The organism is Streptomyces sp. NPDC052036, assembly GCF_040680495.1.
In the GTDB taxonomy this organism is placed as follows: Bacteria; Actinomycetota; Actinomycetes; order Streptomycetales; family Streptomycetaceae; genus Streptomyces.
Genome location: NZ_JBFAWW010000006.1, coordinates 211,707 through 232,463 on the forward strand (window position 1 = coordinate 211,707; position 20,757 = coordinate 232,463).

Consider the following 20,757-nt stretch of genomic DNA (forward strand, 5'->3'; position numbering starts at 1 on the left):
CCCTGTCATTACCCCTGAAGAGCGCGCCCTGCCACCCGCGCGCAATCGGGGCCAAGGTGAATGAGCAAGACGCCGGCGCCCGGCCGCCGCCCGAACCGCAGCAGGCACGACCTGCTGGGCCGGGCGAGAGTGCGGGGCCGGTCACGACACGAACCGGAGAGAGCGAGATGCGGCACATCAAGCTGCGTGACCTGGAGGTTTCCCGGATCGGCCTGGGCGCAATGGGCATGTCCCACGGCTACACCGGTTCCGGCACCGATGAGGCGGAGTCGATCAGGACCGTGCACCGGGCGCTCGATCTTGGGGTCACCCTCATCGACACCGCGGAGATCTACGGCCCCTACACCAACGAGGAACTGCTCGGCCGGGCGCTGAAAGGGCGCCGGGACCAAGTGGTGCTGGCCACGAAGTTCGGCCTGGTCTCCCACTCCGGAGCGGGTGCGTGGAATCTGGACTCCGGTCCGGCCAACATCCGCGCCGCCGTCGAGGGCTCCCTCAAGCGGCTGGGCACCGACCACATCGACCTGTACTACCAGCACCGGGTGGATCCGAACACGCCGATCGAGGAGACCGCCGGCGCGGTCGCGGAGCTGATCGCCGAGGGAAAGGTGCGCGCCTTCGGTCTCTCGGAGGCCGGCCCGGGCACGATCCGCCGCGCCCACGCCGTCCAGCCGGTTAGCGCGGTGCAGTCGGAGTACTCCCTGTGGACGCGCGGCATCGAGGAGCGCGTCCTGCCCGTCCTGCGGGAGCTGAACATCGGCCTGGTGCCGTTCTCCCCGCTGGGCCGCGGTTTCCTGACGGGCACCGTCCGCTCCACCGACCAGTTCGACGCCTCCGACTTCCGGCGCGACAACCCGCGCTTCACCGGCGAGAACTTCCAACGCAACCTCGCGATCGCCGACGAGGTGCAGGCCCTGGCCACCGAGGTCGGCGCCACGCCCGCGCAGGTAGCGCTGGCCTGGCTGCTAGCCCAGGGCGACGACATCGCCCCGATCCCCGGCACCAAGCGGGTCAGCCGCGTCGAGGAGAACACCGCCGCCGACGCCATCACGCTGACCCGCGAGCAGATCGGCAAGCTCAGCAGCCTGCCGCCCGCCGCCGGCGACACCCACACCGAGGCGCAGGCACAGATGCTCGAACGCTGACCTCACCCCCACCCCCGCCGGCGCTAGGCAGGGCAGCCCCCAGTTGGAGTAGTACCCCCATGCGTGCAGCAGTGATGTACGGAGCCGGAGACGTCCGCGTCGAGGACCGGCCCGACCCGAAGACTGTGAAGCCGACCGACGCCGTGGTGCGCACAGTGGCCGCGTGCGTGTGCGGCAGCGACCTGTGGCCCTATCAGTCGATGCCCGCCACCGACACCGGCCGCCCCATGGGGCATGAGTTCCTCGGCGTCGTTGAAGAGACCGGCGCGGACGTGAGCGGTCTGAAGACGGGCGACCTGGTCGTCGCCCCGTTCACGTACAGCGACAACACGTGCGACTACTGCGCCAGCGGCCTGCACATCTCGTGCCGCAACGGTGGCCGGTACGGCTTCGACGGCGTCGATGGCGGGCAGGGCGAGGCCGTCCGAGTTCCGCATGCGGACGGCACCCTGGTGAAACTGCCGGTGGCCGCCGACTCCGCGCTGCTGCCGTCCTTGCTGGCCCTGTCGGACGTGATGCCCACCGGCCACCACGGCGCGGTCACCGCCGGCGTCGGACGCGGGGATGCAGTGCTGGTCGTCGGGGACGGCGCGGTCGGCCTGTGCGCGGTGATAGCCGCCAAGCGGCTGGGCGCCGAGCGGATCGTGCTCGCGGGCCGCCACGAGGCGCGCACCGGCCTGGGCCGCGAGTTCGGCGCCACCGACGTCGTCGCCGAGCGCGGCGAGGAGGGCATCGCCCGCATCCGTGAGCTGACCGGCGGCGTGCACAAGGTGATCGAGGCCGTCGGCACCCGCCAGGCCCTGGACACCGCCCTGGGCGCGGTCCTGGACGGCGGCACCATCAGCCGCCTGGGCGTCCCGCAGTACGAGCAGGGGCCGATCGGCCCGGCCGAGTTCATGCGCAACGTCACCCTGACCGGCGGGGCCAGCCCGGCCCGCGCCTACATCGAGCAACTGCTGCCCGACGTCCTCGACGGCACGATCGCCCCCGGCCGAGTCTTCGACCAGACGTTCACCCTCGACCGGACCCCGGACGCCTACCAGGCCATGGCCGACCGCCAGGTCCTCAAGGCACTCATCCGCCCCTGACTTCCCTCTCCCAGCCGCACAGCGAAGGACATCCCGCTCATGCAGACCGCCACCCTCAACAACGGCATCGAGATGCCGCTCCTCGGCTTCGGCGTCTACCAGATCCCCGCCGAGGACACCGAGCGCGCCGTCTCCGACGCGCTGGCCGCCGGATACCGCCTGCTGGACACCGCCGCCGCCTACGGCAACGAAGAGGCCGTAGGCCGTGCCATCAAGTCCAGCGGCATCGCCCGCGAGGACCTGTTCGTCACCACCAAGCTGTGGGTGCAGGACGCCCCCGCCGAGGACAACACCAAGCGGGCCTTCGAGACGTCGCTGAACAAGCTGGGCCTGGACTACCTCGACCTGTACCTGATGCACCAGCCCTACGGCGACGTCTACGGTCAGTGGCGCGCCATGGAAGCTCTCAACCGCGAGGGCCAGGCCAAGGCGATCGGCGTGGCCAACTTCTACCCCGACCGGCTGATCGACCTGATCGTCAACAACGAGATCACCCCGGCGGTCAACCAGATCGAGACCCACCCGTTCTTCCAGCGCGCCGACTACCAGGCCCTGATGCGCGAACACGGGGTGCAGATCCAGTCCTGGGGCGGCTTCGCCGAAGGCAAGAACGACCTGTTCACCAACGCGCTGCTGGCCGAGATCGGCAAGGAGTACGGCAAGTCCGTCGCACAGGTCGTGCTGCGCTGGCTGACCCAGCGCGGCGTCATCGCCATCCCCAAGTCGGTACGCGCCGAGCGCATGACCGAGAACATCGACATCTTCGACTTCGAGCTCACCGACGAGCAGATGGCGCAGATCGCCACCTTGGACACTGGCAGCTCGCTGTTCTTCGACCACCACGACCCGGAGATCGTCACCTGGCTCGCCAGGCGCCGCCTCGACGCCTGAACCGCACAAACCCCGAACAGAGCCGGCCCCAAAGGGCAGCAGAACTGGGAGCCATCCGGGAGCCAACCCGCTCCCCACGCCCCTTCGATGCCACCCGAGACCACCCCACCCCGACGCTGGTCAGAGGCCAGGGAGTATCAATGCTCCCCGGCCTCTGTCGTGCTCGGGGGGGGCCGAACAGGGGCCACCGCCCGACTGGGCATGAGCGGTCGTCATCGGGTCGCCCTGACACCGGCGGACCGCTCTGGGCAGGATTCTGAACAACCTTGCAGGCAGGGGCAGGTGAGGTCCTCGGCCGGTTCCACAAACCCCTTGCTCCCGTGTCGGGGGCAGGCACTAGAGTTCGATCTGTTGCGTGATGTTCACAGCAACCGTACAAAGAGCGCGGCCGGCCTCCGGATATCCGGGGCAGCGAGGCCGCGCCATTCCCGTGGGGGGAATCCACAGCAGTGAGAACACGCTCTTTGGTGTCGGCGGCCGTGTCCGCCGCACTGGGCGCCGCACTCCTCGCCGCGCCCGCACTGGCGTACGCGGCCGACGGCGGCACGCCCGGGCAGGACCCGGCGGCCACCGCGACCACGAACCCGACGGCCGATTCGACGCCTGCGGACACGCCCACCAGCGCCCCGTCCGACACTCCTTCGGACACCCCGACCCCGTCCAACCCGCCCATCGACGAACCGTCGGACACTCCGACCCCCGCCGATCCGACCCCGTCCGACCCGCCCTCCGGCGACCCGACGCCCGACCCGAGCAGCAGCGTGCCTGCCGACGGCACCGGCGCCCCGGTGTTCGGCAGCGTCGGCTCCGACCCCTCCGACGCCGGCTTCCTGACGGTCGCCGTCTCCTCCGACTCGGCGATCACCGAGGTGTCCGCCGACCTGACCGAGCTGCACGGCGCGGACCCGGCGACCGTCGCAGTCACGGGCTTCACGCTCGTCTCCGGCACGCCGCAGGACGGCGTCTGGCGCTCGCCGCGCATGTCGCAACTGCCGTCGTACGGCAGCTACAACGTGACGGTCAGCGCCCAAGACAGCGACGGCGACAGCACATCGGCGGCGGACGCCACCACCGTGGACGTCGAGCCGAAGCCGGTCTTCGCCGACCGCAGCATCAGCCCCGCCGTGCTGGACGTGGAGCACACGCACGTCACGCTCAGCGGCCGCATCTCGCTCTTCGACCCGATCACCGGCGACACCTTGCCGCTGGCCGGCAAGACGCTGAGCGTTGTGGCCGAGAACGGCTACAGCGCCGTCACCGCCGCCGACGGCAGCTACGCGATCGATGTGGCGCCGCGGCTGAACGGCGAGAACGCCACGTCCGTGCCGGTCTCGCTCTCTTTCTGGATCGCCAACCCCGACGGCACGAACACCTATGTGCTCGTCGACAGCAAGACCCTGCCGGTCGTGGTCAGCCCGAGCCGGATCCGGCTGGACCACTCCAGCGTGCAGATCAAGTTCGGCGCCAAGGCGTCCTCATCCGGTGTCGTGGAGTACCTGTACGACGGCACCTGGCGCCCGGCCAAGGGCGTCGCGCTCGACATGGGCTACTACGCCACGGCGACCAGCGGTGCCGGCGGGCGCTTCACGCTCACCGACCCGTACATGCCGTACGACGACAGCACGTACACGGTGGAGACCAGCCGGGACAGCTACTTGGCCGACCCGTATCTGACCGCCTCGCACGCGCAGTTCAAGGTCGACGTCATCAACCGGACGAACATCTGCTTCTGTTCGAGCTGGATCGACGAGTACTCCGACCTGCACATCCAGGGCAGCATGAACAGCAGCAACGGCAAGGTGCCGCCGAACCGGAAGCTGTACCTCCAGCAGTCGGCCGACGGCAAGACCGGCTGGAAGTCGCTCGGCTGGTTCACCGCGAAGTCCGACGGCACCTTCAACCTCGCCGGGTATGTGTCGGTGCCGAAGGGCTACTGGCGGCTGTACTCGGCGGGGTCGTCGGACTACCAGTCCGGCTACTCCAACTCCGTGCACTTCAACCGCACCGCCACCAGGATCACCGGCTTCAACGCCGGTCCCGAGCCGGTGCGCAAGGGTCACACCGTGACCACCACCGGCACCTTGCAACAACTGAGCGGCACGAAGTGGGTGGCGTTCGGCAAGCAGCGCGTCTACATCCTCTTCCAGGCCAAGGGCAAGAAATCCTGGACGCAGCTAGGCTCCGTCAAGAGCGACTCGCACGGCCACTTCACCGCCCGCTTCACCGCGAAGCAGGACGGCACCTGGGTCGGGGTCTACCTCGCGTCCGGCTCCTACGTGGACGCCGAGAGCTACCACGACTACGTGGACGTGCGCTGAGCAGCCTTTTCTGACGACCACCGCGAAGGGCGCACCGGGAACCTCCGGTGCGCCCTTCGCCATTGCCGCCGCTTGGCTACGCGCCACCAGGAGCTGTGCAGGTCAGTGGGGGTTGAGTTCGTCGGGGTCCAGGCCGCGGTCGGCGCCGTGGGGGACGACGTTCTGGCCCGGTTCCGGGTGCAGTCGTTTGCCGTCGAGGCAGACCCCGGTCTTGTCCGGTTCGAAGGAGACCAGGCCGCTGATCCGGTCGACTTGCCGGTAGACGTTGGGGTACGACCAGGCGGCTCGGTGTGCGTCGCCGATGTCGTAGTAGTCGCACAGGCCCTTGTAGGGGCAGAAGGTCTGGCCTTCGACGGGGCGTAGCCGGGTCTCGTCGATGTCGGCGCGGGGGACGTACCAGCGTGGGGCGAATCCGGACTCGTAGAGCACGACGGGGTGCTCGGAGCGGGCGATCACGGTGTCGTCGAGGCGGACTTCGAGGGTGCGGGACGTGTTGCGGATGTCGATGCGGTGGTACGGGTCCGCGGCGTGTCCGAGGATGCGTTCGTCCTCTTCGTAGAACGCGTCCATCGCGCGCCAGGCGAAGGCGATACGGCCCTGGAGTTCGGTGGCGTGCCCGGGCAGTCCGGTGAACTCCCAGGCGGCGCGTTCGACAGTGCGGTCGCCCGCGCGCACCGCGTACCAGGCGGTCTCGCCGAGGTCCTGGTGGTGGGTGACCTTCTCGGACGCGACCAGGGCCTGCTCGTCGACGTCCTCGCGGGGGAAGTAGGCGACGGGGTAACGGCCCGGTTCGTGCAGCAGGACGACGTGCTCGCTGTCGGCGATCCAGGTGTCGTCGAACCTCACGCGCATGCGACGGCGCAACGGTTCGGCGAACAGGAGGCGTTCGGGCAGGGGCACAGGGGTGAGGAAGTGTCCGATCGCGCCGGTGGAGAGGGGGCCTTGCTGCCAGGACAGTCCCATGGCGGGTTCCTTCCGGGTGCGGGACGGGGGTGCCGTCGGGGTCAGGGGAGGACGCGGGCGAGGAAGTCGCGGATGAGCTCGGTGATGGTGTCGAGGTGGCTCTCCAGGGCGAAGTGCCCGGATCCCAGCAAGTGGATCTCGGCATGGGGCAGGTCCTGGGCGAACGCCGTGGCGCCGTCGGGGCCGAAGATCTCGTCGCCCGCACCCCAGACCGCCAGCAGCGGGACCTGGGAGTCGCGGAAGTACTGATGGACCTGTGGGTAGAGGTCCACGTTGGTGGGGTAGTCGCGGAAGAGCCTGAGCTGGATCTCGTCGTTGCCGGGGCGATCCAGCAATGCCTGGTCGTGGACCCAGTTGTCGGGGCTGACCAGGCTGGGGTCGGCGACACCGTTCAGGTACTGCCAGCGGGTGGTCTCGGGGGTCAGTGCGCCACGCATGGCGGCCTCGTTGTCCGGTCGCGGGTCCTCGGCGTAGGCGAAGACGCCGTCCCAGAAGGGCTTGACGAAGCCCTCCTCGTAGGCGTTGCCGTTCTGGGTGATGATCGCCGTGATGCGGTCCGGGGTCTGGAGGGCGAGCCGCCAGCCGATGGGGGCGCCGTAGTCCTGTACGTACAGCGCGAACCGGTCGATGCCCAGGTGGTGGAGCAGGCCCGCGGTGACCTCGGTGAGGGCTTCGAAGGTGTACGGGAAGTCCTGCGGGGCGGGCATCGCGGACTGGCCGAACCCGATGTGGTCCGGGGCGATCACGTGGTAGCGGTCGGCGAGCGCCGGGATCAGGTGGCGGAACATGTGCGAGCTGGTCGGGAAGCCGTGGAGGAGTACGACTGCCGGTGCCTCGGGGTCGCCGGCCTCCCGGTAGAAGACGTCGAGACCGTTGACGGTGGCGGTGCGGTGGTGGACTGCGGGGGCCATATCCCTAACCTCTCTGGATGTTTTTACTGGTTACTCATCCAGTCGAGCACGCCTCCCCTAACCCGTCAAGGTGATTTTTAGAGTTAGATCTGGGTTGCGTCCCCCCTTAAGCCTCCGTCCGCGCGTGGTCGGCAGCCAGCGCAGTCGACGCAGTTGCCTCAGTCGGCACAGTCGGCACCCCGGGTCCGTCCAGATGGCCGGGTAACCTGTCTAGTGAGCCGGTGTGGTTAGGAGGAGTCATGACGGGCGACCTGGAACAGCAGCGGGCGCAGCAGGACGTTCTGCTGGAGCTCCTCAACAGCACGCCGGTGGTCGATGGCGTGGTCCAGGACCAGCTGGCTGATCCGGAAGCGGGCAGGTCCTGGCAGCAGGCGCACGGCGGCAGCGGCACGGCCGAGGAGCACCGGCATCTCCTTCAGGCGCGTGACGCGCTGCAGGACGTGGTGCGCGGCGCCCGGCCCGCCGCGTCGCTGGCCCCGCTCCTGAAGGACGTCACCTCCCGTCCGCATCTCCTGCCCACGGGGGTGTCGTGGGAGCTGGACACCCCCGCGGAGCGCCGGTTGGCGGTGCAGACGGTCATGGCATGGAGCGCGCTCCAGGAGGCGATGCCCGGCCGGCTACGGCCGTGCGCCAACCCGGAGTGCCGGTTGTTCCTCATCGACCGCAGCAAGACCAACAAGGGCCGCTGGTGCTCGATGGCCGTCTGCGGCAACCGTATGAAGGCAAGGCGCCACTACCAGCGAGCCCGCGACGCCGCAGCCGAGTGACGCCTCCGGCAGCGGCGCCCGCCGGACACTCCGTGTGATCGATCCGGTGCGGTACGGCACGGTCCGTCGCCTTGCGCCGTGCACCGTGAGCGGGTTCCCTCAGGAAAAGTGGAGGGTTCGGCCTTGGGGCCGGTCCCCCTTCGAAGAATCCTTGCCTCTGCCGGAAACCCCGCAGGAGGTCCGCAATGGCGACGCTGTTGTCCGTCAACGTGGGAATGCCCAAGGACGTCTCCTGGCAGGGCAGGACTGTCCACACCGGCGCCTGGAAGTCGCCCGTGCAAGGCTCGCGGATGGTGCGCCGGCTCAATGTCGAGGGTGACGGGCAGGGCGATCTGGCCGGGCACGGCGGCGAGATCTGTGCCGTGCTCGTCTACCAGTTGCAGTCCTATCAGTACTGGCAGAAGCAACTCGGCCGGGACGACCTGACGTTCGGCGTCTTCGGGGAGAACTTCACCGTCGACGGCCTGCCCGACGACGAGGTGTGCATCGGCGACCGATACCGCATCGGCGAGGCCGAGTTCGAGGTCACCCAGCCGCGCGTCACCTGTTATCGCGTCGGGATGCGTCTCAGTGAACCCACCATGGCCGCCCTGCTGGTCGCCCACCACCGCCCCGGCTTCTATCTGCGCGTCCTCACCGAGGGACGCGTCCGGGCCGGTGACGAGATCACCCTGATCCGCAAGGGTCCCGAAGAACTCAGTGTCGCCGACACCGACGCGCTGCTCTACCTCCCCGACCGCGACCCCGCGAGGCTGCGCAAAGCGCTGAACATCCCTGCTCTCAGCCCCGGATGGCAGCAGTCCTTCCGTGAACTCGCCGCCACCCGGCAGCCCCGGCAGGAACCGGGATGGCCGGGCGAACGCGCCGCCGCCCGGCAGCCCCGAGAGGAACCGGGATGGCCGGGCTTCAAGACCATGCGCGTCGCCCGCATCGTCCCCGAGACCGCCGCCGTCTCGTCGGTCTATCTCGACACCACCGACGACACGCCCCTGCCCGAGGCCCGCGCCGGACAGTACCTCTCCCTCCGTCTCGCCGTGGGCGCAGCGGCCCCCGCCGTGCGCAGCTACTCCCTGTCCTCCACTCCCGCCGCGGGCACCTATCGCATCAGCGTCAAACACGAGCCCCACGGAGAGGTCAGCGGCTACATCCACTCCACGCTGCGCCCCGGGGACCTCGTGGACGTCGCCAGCCCACGCGGGACGTTCGTGCTCGAAGAGGGCACCCGGCCGGTCGTCCTCGTCTCCGCGGGGATCGGCGCCACTCCCGTACTCGCCATGCTCCACCAGCTCGCCGCCGCACGGGACACACGCCCCGTCTGGTGGATCCACACCGCCCACGACCGCGCCCATCACGCCTTCGCGGCCGAGGTCCGGGCGCTGCTGGCCCAACTCCCCCACGCCCACCAGCACATCTACTACACCGCGGAGACCGCCCTCCGTCCCGACGAGCCGCACATCAGCCAGGGCCGACCGGCCCCTTCGTCACTCGCTGCCGTGGGCATCCCCGCCGACGCCGACGCCTACCTCTGCGGGCCGACGGCCTTCATGGACGAACTCGGCGGATATCTGCGCGATCAGGGCCTGCGCCCCGAGCGGATCCACACGGAACAGTTCAGCGCGCTCCCCGCCATCAATCCCGGCGTGGCGCCCACTGCCGCGGTCCGGCCCCATCAGCCGCCCGGGCCGCCGGGCGACGGCCCCCTCGTCACCTTCGCCCGCAGCGGCGTCACCACCCCCTGGTCACCGGCTCACGAGTCGCTGCTCGATCTCGCCGAGGCCTGTGACATCCCGGCCCGTTGGTCCTGCCGTACCGGCGTCTGCCACACCTGCATCACCCACCTCGTTTCGGGCGACATCAGGTACACCACCCCGCCCCTCGAACTGCCCGAAGCCGGCACCGTCCTCGTCTGCTGCAGCAAACCGGCCACCGAAGTCGTGCTCGATCTCTAGTGCCCCGACAGGCGGGGCACCAGCCCCGATCAACCTCTGGCTCCATTTGGCGTCCATCTCAGTGGGCGACCGGCTCCAACCGGCGTCCGCCTCAGCGGGCGACCGACTCCGGTCGGCGTCCAGAACCAGCGGGCCGGTCACGACGCAGGCGGGCCTGGAGACGGAGAAGTGGGGTAGCTGCCAGGATGAGTGGTGAGTTGGGGCCGGGGCCATGTGCACCGCGGCGCTCGGTACCGGTCCCTCCCCTCGTGGGGACCGGTACCGAACGGCGCGGATCGGCGGGAGGCCGGATCCGTGACCGACGCGATGGCGGCGCCGGGACGAATCCCGGCTCCACGGATCGCTTCGACTCCCGCGGCCAGACCGTCGCCTCCGCCCCGTCACTGCGGCGGAAGCGACCGAGAACGTGCGTCGTGAGGTGTCTCTCGAACGCCGAGCCAGTGGCTTGTTCCTGACGATGCGCTTTGGTGCGCTCTGGGTCATGATCCTGCCAGTCGGTAGGTCCCCCCGAGGAGGCTCCGAAGTCAAACCGGCGGCTTCATCGCAGGTCAGCCATATAAAGTGAGTTTTCCGGTCCGGATGTCCAGCCGCGGGGGAAGTAAGGAGAGAAGGCCTTGAGCTCCGACTCAGGGGCACGCACAGCCTTCGCGGAACGTCTCGCGTTGTTGTACAAGGAGGCCGGCAACCCTCCTCTCAAGCGCGTGGCCGACGCGGTCGACCGACTGCAGCGGGTCGACGAACGGGGGCGGCCCGTACGGGTGTCGGCGCAGCGCATCAGCGACTGGCGACGGGCCAAGAACGTGCCGGCCCAGTTCGCCGCGCTCGCCGCAGTGCTGCATATCCTGGTACCCCAGGCGCGGCGCGCGCGGCCCGCTCCGGTGTCCAAGGGCCTGTACGACGTGACCCAGTGGCAGCGTCTGTGGGAGCGGGCGGTGGCCGATCCGGTGGCCGAACGGCCCGAGACGGCCCTCGAAGAGGAGGAACGGCCTCCGGTCGACGCCCCGGACGTGACCGGTGTGTGCCCGTACCGGGGTCTGGCCGCGTACCGGCGGCAGGACACCGGGTGGTTCTTCGGCCGGGAGCGATACACGGAGGCGCTCGTCGCCCAGCTCGGCGCTGCGGAGGGGTCCGGCGGGCTGGTCATGCTCGTGGGCGCCTCGGGGGCAGGAAAATCGTCCCTGCTGAACGCCGGTCTGGTGCCCGCGTTGCAGAACCCCGCACTGAGCGACGAGGGCAGCCGGGCACGGGAAGTGCTGCAGCTCGTACCGGGAAGTGATCCCCTCGGGGAACTGGTCCGGCAGGTTCCGGGACTTGCACCCGTGATCGCCGCCGCGAAGGAGGCCGTCGCGTCGGACGTCGTCACCCGGGACGCCGCCGCGCGGGAATCCGCGACACGAGAAGCGCCACGAGAGCCCCGCGAGGTGCCCCGAGAAGCGATGCGAGAGGCGCCGCGGGAGGCCGCGCGGGAAGTGGCGGCGCGAGACGCGGCCTTCAAGGAACCGGCGGCCAAGGACTCCGCGGCCCCGGGCCCCTCCCTCAAGGAAGGCTGCGCTCCGCACTTCGCGCGCGCCGTGCGGGAGGCCGTCGCGACCTGGGCAGAGCGTGCGGCGTCCCCGTCCGCCCGCCCGGTCCTCATCGTGGACCAGTTCGAGGAGACGTTCACGCTCTGCGCCGACGAGGTGGACAGGCGCATCTTCATCCAGCTCCTCCACGCCGCCTGCTCACCGGCCGGCCCCGGCGAGCGGGCCCCGGTGCAGATACTCCTCGGCATCCGCGCCGACTTCTACGAGCAGTGCCTCAGCCACCCCGAACTGGCCGACGCGCTACAGCACCGGCATATGCTGCTCGGCCCGCTGACCACCGCGGAGCTGCGCGACGCGGTGACGGGTCCGGCCAAGGCCGTAGGGCTCGAACTGGAGCCGGGGCTGGCGGAGCTGATCATCCGTGAGGTGGGCGCGGACGGCCCGCGCGGCGCCCACAACGCGGGGGTTCTGCCGCTCTTGTCCCATGCCCTGCTCGCCACCTGGCAGCGCCGCAAGGGAGGACGGCTGACACTGGCCGGCTACCGCGCGGCGGGCGGGATCCAGGGGGCGGTGGCGGCGACCGCCGAGCGGGCCTGGTCCAGCCTGGACCCGGCGGCGCGCGCGGCGGCGCGGCTGCTTCTGCTCAGGCTGGTGCGGCTCGGGGAGGACACCCAGGCCACCCGCCGCCGGGGGACACGGCGGCAGTTGTCACAGGAGTCGACGGACCCCGGCAAGACGGAGGAGTCCCTCGAAACGCTGGTGCAGGCCCGGCTGGTGACCCTCGACGCGGACACCGTGGAGATCACCCATGAGGCGCTGCTCCACGCCTGGCCCCGGCTGCGGGACTGGATCGACGAGGACCGGAACGGCAATCTGCTGCGGCAGCGGCTGGAGGAGGACGGCAGGGCCTGGGAGGGCTCGGACCGGGACAACTCGCTGCTCTACCGCGGCTCCCGTCTCGAACAGGCCCGCGGCTGGGCGAAGTCCGCCGGGGACACCTATCTGACTCGCAGCGCCGTGCAGTTCCTGGCCGCCTCGGTCAGGCTGCGCAGGCGTACGGTCCTGATCAGCCGTGCCGCCGTGGCCGCGCTGGTCGTGCTCGCGGTGTTCGCGGCCGGTACGGCGGTGGTCGCGTGGCGGCAGCGGGACGACGCCGTGTTCGAGCAGGTGCTCGCGGAGGCGGACCGGGTCCAGCACACGGATCCGTCGCTGGCCGCCCAGCTCGACCTGGTCGCACACGACCTGCGGCCGGACGACAAGGGGACGTACAGCAGGCTGATCTCGATCGTGAACGCGCCCCTGGCCACCCCCCTGCTCGGTCACCACGGCGCCGTCTACCTCACCTCGTTCAGCCCCGACGGCAAGCTCCTGGCCACGGCCAGCTACGACCGCACCGTCCGCCTGTGGAACGTGGCCGACCGCAGCCGCCCCAAGCCGCTGGGCAAACCCCTCACCGGTCACACGAGCTGGGTGAGCAGTGCCGTCTTCAGCCCGGACGGGCACACCCTCGCCAGCGCCGGGGACGACGGAACGATCCGGCTGTGGGACGTGTCCGATCCCGCCCACCCCACGTCTCTCGGCACGCCCCTGGCGGGCCATGAGGGCACGATCTATCTGATCGCCTTCAGCCCGGACGGGCACACGCTGGCCTCCGCCGGCGAGGACCGCACGGTACGTCTGTGGAACGTGGCCGACCCGCGCAAGCCGAAGCCGCTCGCCTCGCTGGGCGGGCACACGGCCGCGGTGCGCTGCGTGGCGTTCAGCCCCGACGGGCACACGCTCGCGGCGGGAGGCGACGACGACACCATCCAGTTGTGGAACACGGCCGATCCACGCCACCCCGTACGGCTGCGGACGCTCACCGGCCACACGGACCTGGTGCACTCGGTGGCGTTCAGCCCCGACGGGCGCACGCTCGCCAGCGGCAGCGCCGACGACACCATCCGGCTGTGGAACGTCTCCGACCCGAAGCGCGCGGAATCGATCGGCACGCCGCTCACCGGCCATACGGGGGCCATCTGGTCCGTGGCCTTCAGCCCCGACGGGGGGCGGCTCGCCGCCGCGAGCGCGGACAGCACGGCGAGCCTGTGGAACGTCAGTGATCCGAACTGGCCCTCGCAGGTAGGGGAGCCGCTCGCGGGCGGCAGCGGCGAGATGTACGCCCTGGGCTTCAGCCCGGACGGCCGTACGCTCGCCACCGGCAGCGGTGACAGCAAGGTCCGTCTGTGGTCGGTCCCGACCTCGGACATGGCCGGCCGCAACGGGGTGTTCCGCCCGGACGGCAAGCTGCTCGCCACGGTCGCGAGCGACGGCAGGATCCGGCTGTGGAACGTGGCGGTTCCCGGCCGTCCCCGGCTCATGAGCAAGCCGTTCATGGCGGCCGACGGCGGCCAGCGTTCGCTGGTGTTCTCCCCCGACGGCCGTACGCTCGTGGTGCTGACCGACAAGGAGTCGGTGTACCTGTGGAACGTCACCGATCCGACCCACCCGGTCTCCACCGGGCCGCGCCTGACCCTGCGCACCCGGTTCATGGGCTCGTACGCACTGGCGTACAGCCCCGACGGACGGATTCTGGCCACCGCCTACGACCAACGCACCATCCAGCTGTGGGACGTCAGCGACCTCTCCCGCACCGTGGCGCTCGGCAAGCCGCTCACCGGCCACCGGGGCTTCATCAACGCCCTCGCCTTCAGCCCGGACGGGCACACGCTCGCCAGCGGCAGCGCGGACAGCACCGTACGGCTGTGGGACCTGACCGACCCCGCCCATGTGGCGCCGCTCGGCCGGCCGCTCACGGAGCACTCCGGGCCGATCAACGCGCTCGCCTACAGCCCCGACGGCCGTACGCTGGCCAGCGGCAGCGACGACGACACCGTACGGCTCTGGAACGTCACCGACCCGCACGCGGCGAGCGAGCTGGGCCCCCCGCTCACCGGCCACACCGAGGCGGTCACGTCGCTGACGTTCAGCAAGTCCGGGCAGACCCTGGCCAGCGGCGGCAACGACAACACCGTCCGGCTCTGGGACGTGGCCCGTCCGTCGTCGGCCAGCCCCATCGGCCAGTCGATGAGTCCCTACGCCAAGACGGGCAACTTCCTGTCCTTCAGCCCCAACAGCCATGTGCTCGGGGTGTCGAGCGGCTCGGACACCGTGCGGCTGTGGCGCCTGGACTCCGACGAGGCGATCCAGCACATCTGCTCGGTCACCCGGGGCGTGCTGACCCCGCAGCGATGGCACGAGTACCTGCCCCGGCTCTCGTACAAACCGCCCTGCGGAGGGTGAGGGAGCCGGGCGGTCCACGGGCGGATTCCACGTGATCCCGCTCACAACTCCCCGCTACGGCCGAGCAGTCGACTCCCGTCGCCCGAGCGGCGTTGTTACGCTGGACCACAGCCCGGTCGCTGGTGCATCCCCCGTCGCCAGCGGTCGGGCCTTTCCATGCCTGGGTGCGGGTGCTTCCACGCCCGGGTGCGGGCGCTTTCCGGGACGAGGTTCGGGACGCGGTTCCCGGCGACCGGCGCGCTCCACCGGCGGGCTCCTTGAGCAGTCGTACGCTGACCTTCGGCCGTCGGCCGGGCCCCGCCCGCCGTCGCGCCCGGCCCCAGACCCCGGATCGGGGAGCACCCGTGCCCAAGCCGTACGAAGGGATCGCGGACGATCTCCGGCGCCGCCCGCCCGTCGCGGTCGTCCGCGACAACGGCCGCCATCAGTGGGAGAAGAACCGTGCGCGCGAGCCCCTGGCCGAGCGCGCCCGGACCGGCGCCACGGAACACGACACCGGCCTGAGGCGCCAGGACCTCGCGATCCACGCGCGATACCGCGAGATCGAGGCGCCCCGGGAGCTGGCGGAGGCGTTCGGGGTGCCCGAGGGCACCGCGCTGGTCGAACGGACCTACCGGACGCGGTGTGCGGCCGGGTCCGCCCCGTTCGGCCTGGTGACCTCGTATCTGGTCCGCGAGCTGGTCGCCGGGAACCCCGATCTCCTGGACGAGCGCAACGAGCCCTGGCCCGGCAGCACCCAGAACCAGCTGTTCACGGTGGGCATCGAGGTGGACCGCGTCGAGGAACGGATCACCGCGCGCCCGCCGACTCCGGAGGAGGCCGAGGAACTGGAGCTGGCGCCGGGCACGCCGGTGATCCTCCTCCGGAAGACGTCGTACGCCATCGACGGCCGAGTGGTGGACGTCTGTGATGTCACGCTGCCCGGCGACCGCACGGAGCTGGTCTTCACCACGCCGCTGGAAAGGTGGTGAGCCGGGCGAGCGGTGGGCGGGTGGCCGGGTAGCTGGGTGGTCGGGTCATCGGTCGAAGGGCAGGTCCAGCATCCTGATGGCGTTGCCGCGCAGCAGCTTGTACGTCACGTCGCCGGGCAGGCCGGCCACATGCTCCGCCGCCACCTGCCGGGTGTGCGGCCAGGTCGAGTCGACGTGCGGGTAGTCGGTCTCGAAGGTCGCGTTGTCCACACCGACGGTCTCGATCGCCTCGATGCCGTGCTTGTCGCGGAAGAAACAGCAGAAGATCTGCCGGTAGTAGTAGGTCGACGGCGGTTCCGGGATCAGGTCCCTGACCCCGCCCCAGGCCCGGTGCTCCTCCCACACGTCGTCGGCGCGCTCCAGGGCGTACGGGATCCAGCCCATCTGGCCCTCGCTGTAGGCGAGCTTGAGCCGGGGGAACTTCACGAGGACCCCGGAGAAGAGGAAGTCCATCATCGACGCCATCGCGTTGTTGAAGCTGAGCGAGGCCTGGACGGCGGGCGGGGCGTCGGGTGATGCCGCGGGCATCTGCGACGACGACCCGATGTGCATGTTGACCACGGTCCCGGTCTCCTCGCAGGCCGCGAAGAACGGGTCCCAGTAGCCGGAGTGGATCGACGGAAGGCCCAGATAGGTCGGAATCTCGCTGAAGGTCACGGCCCGGACGCCGCGTGCGGCGTTGCGCCGGATCTCCGCGACGGCAAGGCCGATGTCCCAGAGCGGTATCAGGCACAGCGGGACCAGCCGCCCTCCGCTGTCGCCGCACCACTCCTCGACCATCCAGTCGTTGTAGGCGCGGACACAGGCGAGTCCGACCTCCTTGTCGCCGGCCTCCGCGAAGGTCTGTCCGCAAAAACGCGGGAAGGTCGGGAAACAGAGCGATGCCTCGACATGGTTGAGGTCCATGTCCTCCAGCCGGGCCTTGGGGTCCCAGCAGCCCCGGCGCATCTGCTCACGGGTGATGCCGTCGAGGGTCATCTCGTCCCGGGAGAATCCGACGGCCGCGATGATGCGCTTGTACGGGAACAGCTCGCCCTCGTACTGCCACCAGTCGGTGATCTGGCCTTCCGGGTCGGTGGTGAACCGGTACTTGCCGCCGACGTACTGGAGGTCACCGATGCCGGCGGTGAGGGGCTTCGGTCCTCTGTCCCGGTACTTGGCCGGGAGCCAGGTCTCGAAGAGGTGCGCGGGCTCGATCACATGGTCGTCCACGCTGATGACCTTGGGCAGGTCCTGTGTGCTGCCTTTCGTTGTCACTGCTTCTCCCCCTCACAATCTGACGAGGCGTCAGATTCAAGGTAGACGGCACCTGCGGCGGCGGCAAGGGCCGCCGTCGCGCGGCCGGGCCCGGTTCACCTATCGCCCGGGTCCGTCCAGGGGCGGGTCCGTCTCGGGGCGGACCCGGCCGACCTCCGGGAGTTCGGCCAGTTGCGAGCGGGTGTGCAGGATGTCGCCGATGAACAGGTCGTAGACGAGCACCCCGGTCACTCCGCCGACGAGGGGTCCGACGATGGGGATCCAGAAGTAGTCGCTGAACGACCCCGCGAGGGTGCCGGGCAACGCGAGGTCCTGCCAGCCCGCGAGCCAGGTGAACAGGCGGGGGCCGAAATCCCGGGCGGGGTTGATGGCATAGCCGGCGTTCGCACCGTACGACATACCGATGGCGGCGACCGCGAAGCCGATCACCAGGGGGCCGAGATTGGCCCGCACCGCCGTGTTGCGATGGTCGACGACCGCCACGATGAACATGACGAGAAAGGCCGTACCGACGATCTGGTCCACGAGCGGGCCCCAGATACCGCCCTGATAGTAGGGCGCGGGAAACGTGCCGAAGATGGAGAAGGTGGCGAGGGTGTGCCCGTTGGTCTTCGGGCCCGTCACGGCGCGGTCGAAGGTGTTGATCGCCTCGTGGTAGACGCCGTACACCAGCGCGGCCCCGACGAACGCGCCGACCAGCTGCGACGCCATGTACGGAAGCACCTTGAGCCAGGAGAATCCGCGGCGCACCGCGAAGGCCAGCGTCACCGCCGGGTTGAGGTGCGCGCCGCTGACGCCGCCTGCCACGTAGACCCCGAAGGTCACGGCGAGCGCCCAGCCCCAGGAGATGAGAAGCCAGTCACCGGCGCCCAGGAAGAAGGTGGTGGGCCCGGCCGTACGGCCCGAACCCGGCAACGCGGCGACCGCCATGGCCACCACACCGCACCCGAACGAGATAACGATGCACGTCCCCAGGAATTCCGCGAGGCATTCACCGAAAAGGCCCCCTCGGCTCCTGAGCCGGGAGGGTTTTACCAGGGGCGGAATTTCCACGGCCATGACAGGCCCCCTCAGGGAACGGTCCGGCCCGTGGAGCCGATGCCATCCATCCGGGCCTGTGTATTCGGATGTGACGACCTCCGCATTCCTCGCACGGAGAACAGCACGACACAGAGCGGGAACTTACGCGGAGCAGAACGGGCACTCCGCAGGAATGTGTACACAGCAGGAACACCACGAGTATGACCCACCAGACGCACGGATCGCCGCCTCGTCCAGCACGATTACCCGTTCGGATGACATCGAATTGCGGGGGCTGTCGCTGCCTTTTCACGAAAGGCGCTGAGGTCCTTCGGTGCGGGGCGCGCCGAAGGGCTCCCCCACTGGGAGGTCTCGTGGGGAGGTCTCGCGGGGAGGCCCCGCTCGGAAGCACGCCCGCCTCGCTCGGAAGCTCTCCCGCCTCGCTCGGAAGCTCTCCCGCCCCGCTCGGAAGCTTTCCCGCCCCTGTGGAACCGGTCCGTCCATGGGGCAGTCTTTCTTCTCGTGGCAGGCGTTCCGCAACAGAACGGGTCGAGCGACGCGGTCGCGCATATGGTGGTGTGCGGGGACGACGGACTCGCGCACCGGCTGGCCGCCGAGTTGCGCGGGGTGTACGACGAGCAGGTGACCCTCGTCGTGCCACCCGCCACACGGGTCGCCCGGCAGCCGGTGGTGGGCCGTGCCCGCGCCTCCGCGCTGCTCGACCGGGTCTCCGCCGCCGTCACACGTGCGGCGGGCAACGGCAACAACGGCAACGGCACGGACGGTCGTACTGTCGGGGCCGGTGGCGCCCGTACCTCCCAGACGCCCGGCGTCGTACGGCTGCTGGAGGCCTCGGAGGCCTCCGAGGCCGTGCTCGCCGAGGCCGGAGTGGAACGGGCGACGGCCCTCGCGCTCGTCTATGACGACGACGAGACCAACATCCGCGCCGCGCTCACCGCCCGCCGCCTCAACCCGCGCCTCCGGCTCGTGCTGCGGCTCTACAACCGACGGCTCGGACAGCACATCGAGGCTCTCCTCGACCAGGCGGCGACGCTGGCCTCCGGCGGGACCGACGGGGAGGCCGAGCCGTTCGACGCGTCCACGACCGTCCTGTCCGACGCCGACACCGCCGCGCCCGCGCTGGCGGCGACGGCCGTGGCCGGCACCACCAAAGTGGTGCAGACCGACGGGCTGATGCTGCGGGCCGTGGAACGCCCCCCGCCGCGCCCCGGCGAGGTCGCCGACCCCGGACTGTGCACCCTGGCGCTGCTGTCGGCGACGGCGAGCGACCCCGCCGGCGCCGACGGCTCCGAAGGCAGCGGCGAGCAGGGGCCGCAACTCCTGCCCGACGAACGGGCGATCGCCGCGGCCACCGGACGCGGCACGGTCGTCCTGGAGAACGTCTCCTACGCGGGTCCCGCACTGCCCGCCGGACGCAGTGTCGTCCGCCTGGGCACGCTGGTCTCACGGCGGCTGCGCTGGTCGTTCGCGGGACTCGTCGGCTGTGTCGTGGCGTTGGCCATCGCATCGATGGCGGTCACCGGGGAACACCCGCTGCGCGCCACGTACTTGACGCTTCTCGATCTGTTCGCGATCAACAATCCCGCCATCGGGGAACCCGCGGGACGTCAGATCCTGCAACTGCTGTCCGGCCTCGTGGGGCTGTTGCTGCTGCCCGTGCTGGTGGCGGCCGTCCTGGAGGCGCTCGGCACCTTCCGCAGCGGGACCGCGCTGCGCAGGCCGCCGCGCGGGCTGTCCGGGCATGTGGTGCTGCTCGGCGTCGGCAAGATCGGGACGCGGGTGCTCACCCGGCTGCGGGAGCTGAAGATCCCCGTGGTGTGCGTGGAGGGCGATCCGGAGGCGCGGGGTCTCGCGACGGCCCGGCGGCTGCGGGTGCCGGTCGTGCTCGGTGACGTGACACAGGAAGGCGTCCTGGAGGCCGCCAAGATCCACCGGGCGCATGCGCTGCTCGCGCTCACCAGCGCCGACACCACGAACCTGGAGGCCGTCCTCTACGCCCGCTCCGTGCGGCCCGATCTGCGGGTCGTCCTGCGGCTGTACGACGACGACTTCGCGACCGCCGTCTACCGCACCCTGCGCGCCGCCCACCCGCACGCCCTGACCCGCAGCCGCAGCGTGTCGCACCTGGCCGCGCCCGCGTTCGCGGGGGCCATGCTGGGGCGGCAGATCCTGGGGGCGATCCCCGTCGAGCGGCGGGTGCTGCTGTTCGCCGCCGTGGGCGTGGCCGGGCATCCGCAGCTGGAGGGGCGGACGGTCGCGCAGGCCTTCCGGGCCGGGGCCTGGCGCGTGCTCGCCCTGGACACCACGGCGCCCGGCGAACGGGCCCTGGCGCCGGACCCCGAGTCGGGCGGTCCGGGCCGCCCCTCGGGGCTGGTCTGGGACCTGCCGCCCACCTATGTCCTGCGGCCGGAGGACAGAGTGGTCCTGGCCGCGACGCGCCGCGGCCTGGCGGACCTCCTGGGGCGCAGGCGCCGCGAGGGGGCGGGGGCTTAGGCCGGGAGGCTCGGTGGTGCGCTCGTGCGGTCGTGCGCTCATACGCCCAGGCGGTCGTACAGTCGCGCGGTCGTGCCTGGTCAGGGCGTTTCTCCGAAGAGTTTTCCACAGGCTGGGGACCTCACCCGCACGATGTCGCCCGAGCCAGGCACTATGGG

13 protein-coding genes are annotated in these 20,757 nt (G+C 70.5%); 9 read left to right on the top strand and 4 right to left on the bottom strand.

The window, feature by feature from the left end; translation table 11 throughout:
- The first annotated feature begins 167 nt into the window (after positions 1-167).
- From AB0L95_RS12205 to AB0L95_RS12220, 4 genes are all read left to right on the top strand, one after another.
- Positions 168-1,145, top strand: coding sequence for an aldo/keto reductase (locus tag AB0L95_RS12205; RefSeq protein ID WP_365160890.1), 978 nt, complete (start codon positions 168-170; stop codon positions 1,143-1,145).
- A gap of 59 nt (positions 1,146-1,204) precedes the next feature.
- Entirely contained in the window at positions 1,205-2,233 is a 1,029-nt protein-coding gene (locus AB0L95_RS12210) for an alcohol dehydrogenase catalytic domain-containing protein (RefSeq protein WP_365160891.1), read from the top strand.
- Positions 2,234-2,272: 39 nt separating this feature from the next.
- Positions 2,273-3,124 (top strand): aldo/keto reductase, encoded by an 852-nt coding sequence (locus tag AB0L95_RS12215; protein ID WP_365160893.1) that lies wholly within the window; start codon positions 2,273-2,275, stop codon positions 3,122-3,124.
- A gap of 479 nt (positions 3,125-3,603) precedes the next feature.
- Positions 3,604-5,442: a hypothetical protein gene (locus tag AB0L95_RS12220; protein WP_365160895.1), complete on the top strand. Its 1,839-nt coding sequence runs from the start codon at positions 3,604-3,606 to the stop codon at positions 5,440-5,442.
- 102 nt (positions 5,443-5,544) lie between these two features.
- On the opposite strand, the gene AB0L95_RS12225 is transcribed toward AB0L95_RS12220, so the two are convergent.
- Positions 5,545-6,405: a DUF427 domain-containing protein gene (locus AB0L95_RS12225; protein ID WP_365160897.1), complete on the bottom strand. Its 861-nt coding sequence runs from the start codon at positions 6,403-6,405 to the stop codon at positions 5,545-5,547.
- 41 nt (positions 6,406-6,446) lie between these two features.
- Positions 6,447-7,316: an alpha/beta hydrolase gene (locus AB0L95_RS12230; protein WP_365160899.1), complete on the bottom strand. Its 870-nt coding sequence runs from the start codon at positions 7,314-7,316 to the stop codon at positions 6,447-6,449.
- A gap of 239 nt (positions 7,317-7,555) precedes the next feature.
- Here AB0L95_RS12230 and AB0L95_RS12235 point away from each other — a divergent pair, with 239 nt between their 5' ends.
- The 4 genes from AB0L95_RS12235 (at position 7,556) to AB0L95_RS12250 (ending at position 15,808) form a co-directional block, all read left to right on the top strand.
- Positions 7,556-8,083, top strand: a complete 528-nt coding sequence (locus tag AB0L95_RS12235; protein WP_365160901.1) for a CGNR zinc finger domain-containing protein — start codon at positions 7,556-7,558, stop codon at positions 8,081-8,083.
- Between the two features lie 185 nt (positions 8,084-8,268).
- Positions 8,269-10,032, top strand: a complete 1,764-nt coding sequence (locus AB0L95_RS12240; protein ID WP_365160902.1) for an MOSC and FAD-binding oxidoreductase domain-containing protein — start codon at positions 8,269-8,271, stop codon at positions 10,030-10,032.
- A 614-nt stretch (positions 10,033-10,646) separates the two neighbouring features.
- Entirely contained in the window at positions 10,647-14,837 is a 4,191-nt protein-coding gene (locus tag AB0L95_RS12245) for a hypothetical protein (RefSeq protein ID WP_365160904.1), read from the top strand.
- 344 nt (positions 14,838-15,181) lie between these two features.
- Positions 15,182-15,808 carry a UTRA domain-containing protein gene (locus tag AB0L95_RS12250; protein WP_365160906.1) on the top strand — a complete coding sequence of 209 codons (627 nt, stop codon included), beginning with the start codon at positions 15,182-15,184 and terminating at the stop codon, positions 15,806-15,808.
- Between the two features lie 45 nt (positions 15,809-15,853).
- Here the strand turns inward: AB0L95_RS12250 and AB0L95_RS12255 are convergent, their stop codons facing one another.
- Together AB0L95_RS12255 and AB0L95_RS12260 are read right to left on the bottom strand one after the other, a co-directional pair.
- Positions 15,854-17,065: an amidohydrolase family protein gene (locus AB0L95_RS12255; RefSeq protein ID WP_365160908.1), complete on the bottom strand. Its 1,212-nt coding sequence runs from the start codon at positions 17,063-17,065 to the stop codon at positions 15,854-15,856.
- A 99-nt stretch (positions 17,066-17,164) separates the two neighbouring features.
- Complete coding sequence (locus AB0L95_RS12260) at positions 17,165-18,124, bottom strand: MIP/aquaporin family protein (protein WP_365160910.1); 960 nt, start codon at positions 18,122-18,124, stop codon at positions 17,165-17,167.
- A 531-nt stretch (positions 18,125-18,655) separates the two neighbouring features.
- Between AB0L95_RS12260 and AB0L95_RS12265 the strand changes: the two genes are divergently transcribed.
- Entirely contained in the window at positions 18,656-20,599 is a 1,944-nt protein-coding gene (locus AB0L95_RS12265) for an NAD-binding protein (RefSeq protein ID WP_365161023.1), read from the top strand.
- The last annotated feature ends 158 nt before the right edge of the window (positions 20,600-20,757 follow it).

What these genes read in the sequence shown, in the direction of transcription:
- AB0L95_RS12205 (WP_365160890.1), top strand. Translation starts at nt 168, where the DNA reads ATGCGGCACATCAAGCTGCGTGACCTGGAGGTTTCCCGGATCGGCCTG.
- AB0L95_RS12210 (WP_365160891.1), top strand. Translation starts at nt 1,205, where the DNA reads ATGCGTGCAGCAGTGATGTACGGAGCCGGAGACGTCCGCGTCGAGGAC.
- AB0L95_RS12215 (WP_365160893.1), top strand. Translation starts at nt 2,273, where the DNA reads ATGCAGACCGCCACCCTCAACAACGGCATCGAGATGCCGCTCCTCGGC.
- AB0L95_RS12225 (WP_365160897.1), bottom strand. Translation starts at nt 6,405, where the DNA reads ATGGGACTGTCCTGGCAGCAAGGCCCCCTCTCCACCGGCGCGATCGGA.
- AB0L95_RS12230 (WP_365160899.1), bottom strand. Translation starts at nt 7,316, where the DNA reads ATGGCCCCCGCAGTCCACCACCGCACCGCCACCGTCAACGGTCTCGAC.
- AB0L95_RS12235 (WP_365160901.1), top strand. Translation starts at nt 7,556, where the DNA reads ATGACGGGCGACCTGGAACAGCAGCGGGCGCAGCAGGACGTTCTGCTG.
- AB0L95_RS12240 (WP_365160902.1), top strand. Translation starts at nt 8,269, where the DNA reads ATGGCGACGCTGTTGTCCGTCAACGTGGGAATGCCCAAGGACGTCTCC.
- AB0L95_RS12260 (WP_365160910.1), bottom strand. Translation starts at nt 18,124, where the DNA reads ATGGCCGTGGAAATTCCGCCCCTGGTAAAACCCTCCCGGCTCAGGAGC.
- AB0L95_RS12265 (WP_365161023.1), top strand. Translation starts at nt 18,656, where the DNA reads ATGGTGGTGTGCGGGGACGACGGACTCGCGCACCGGCTGGCCGCCGAG.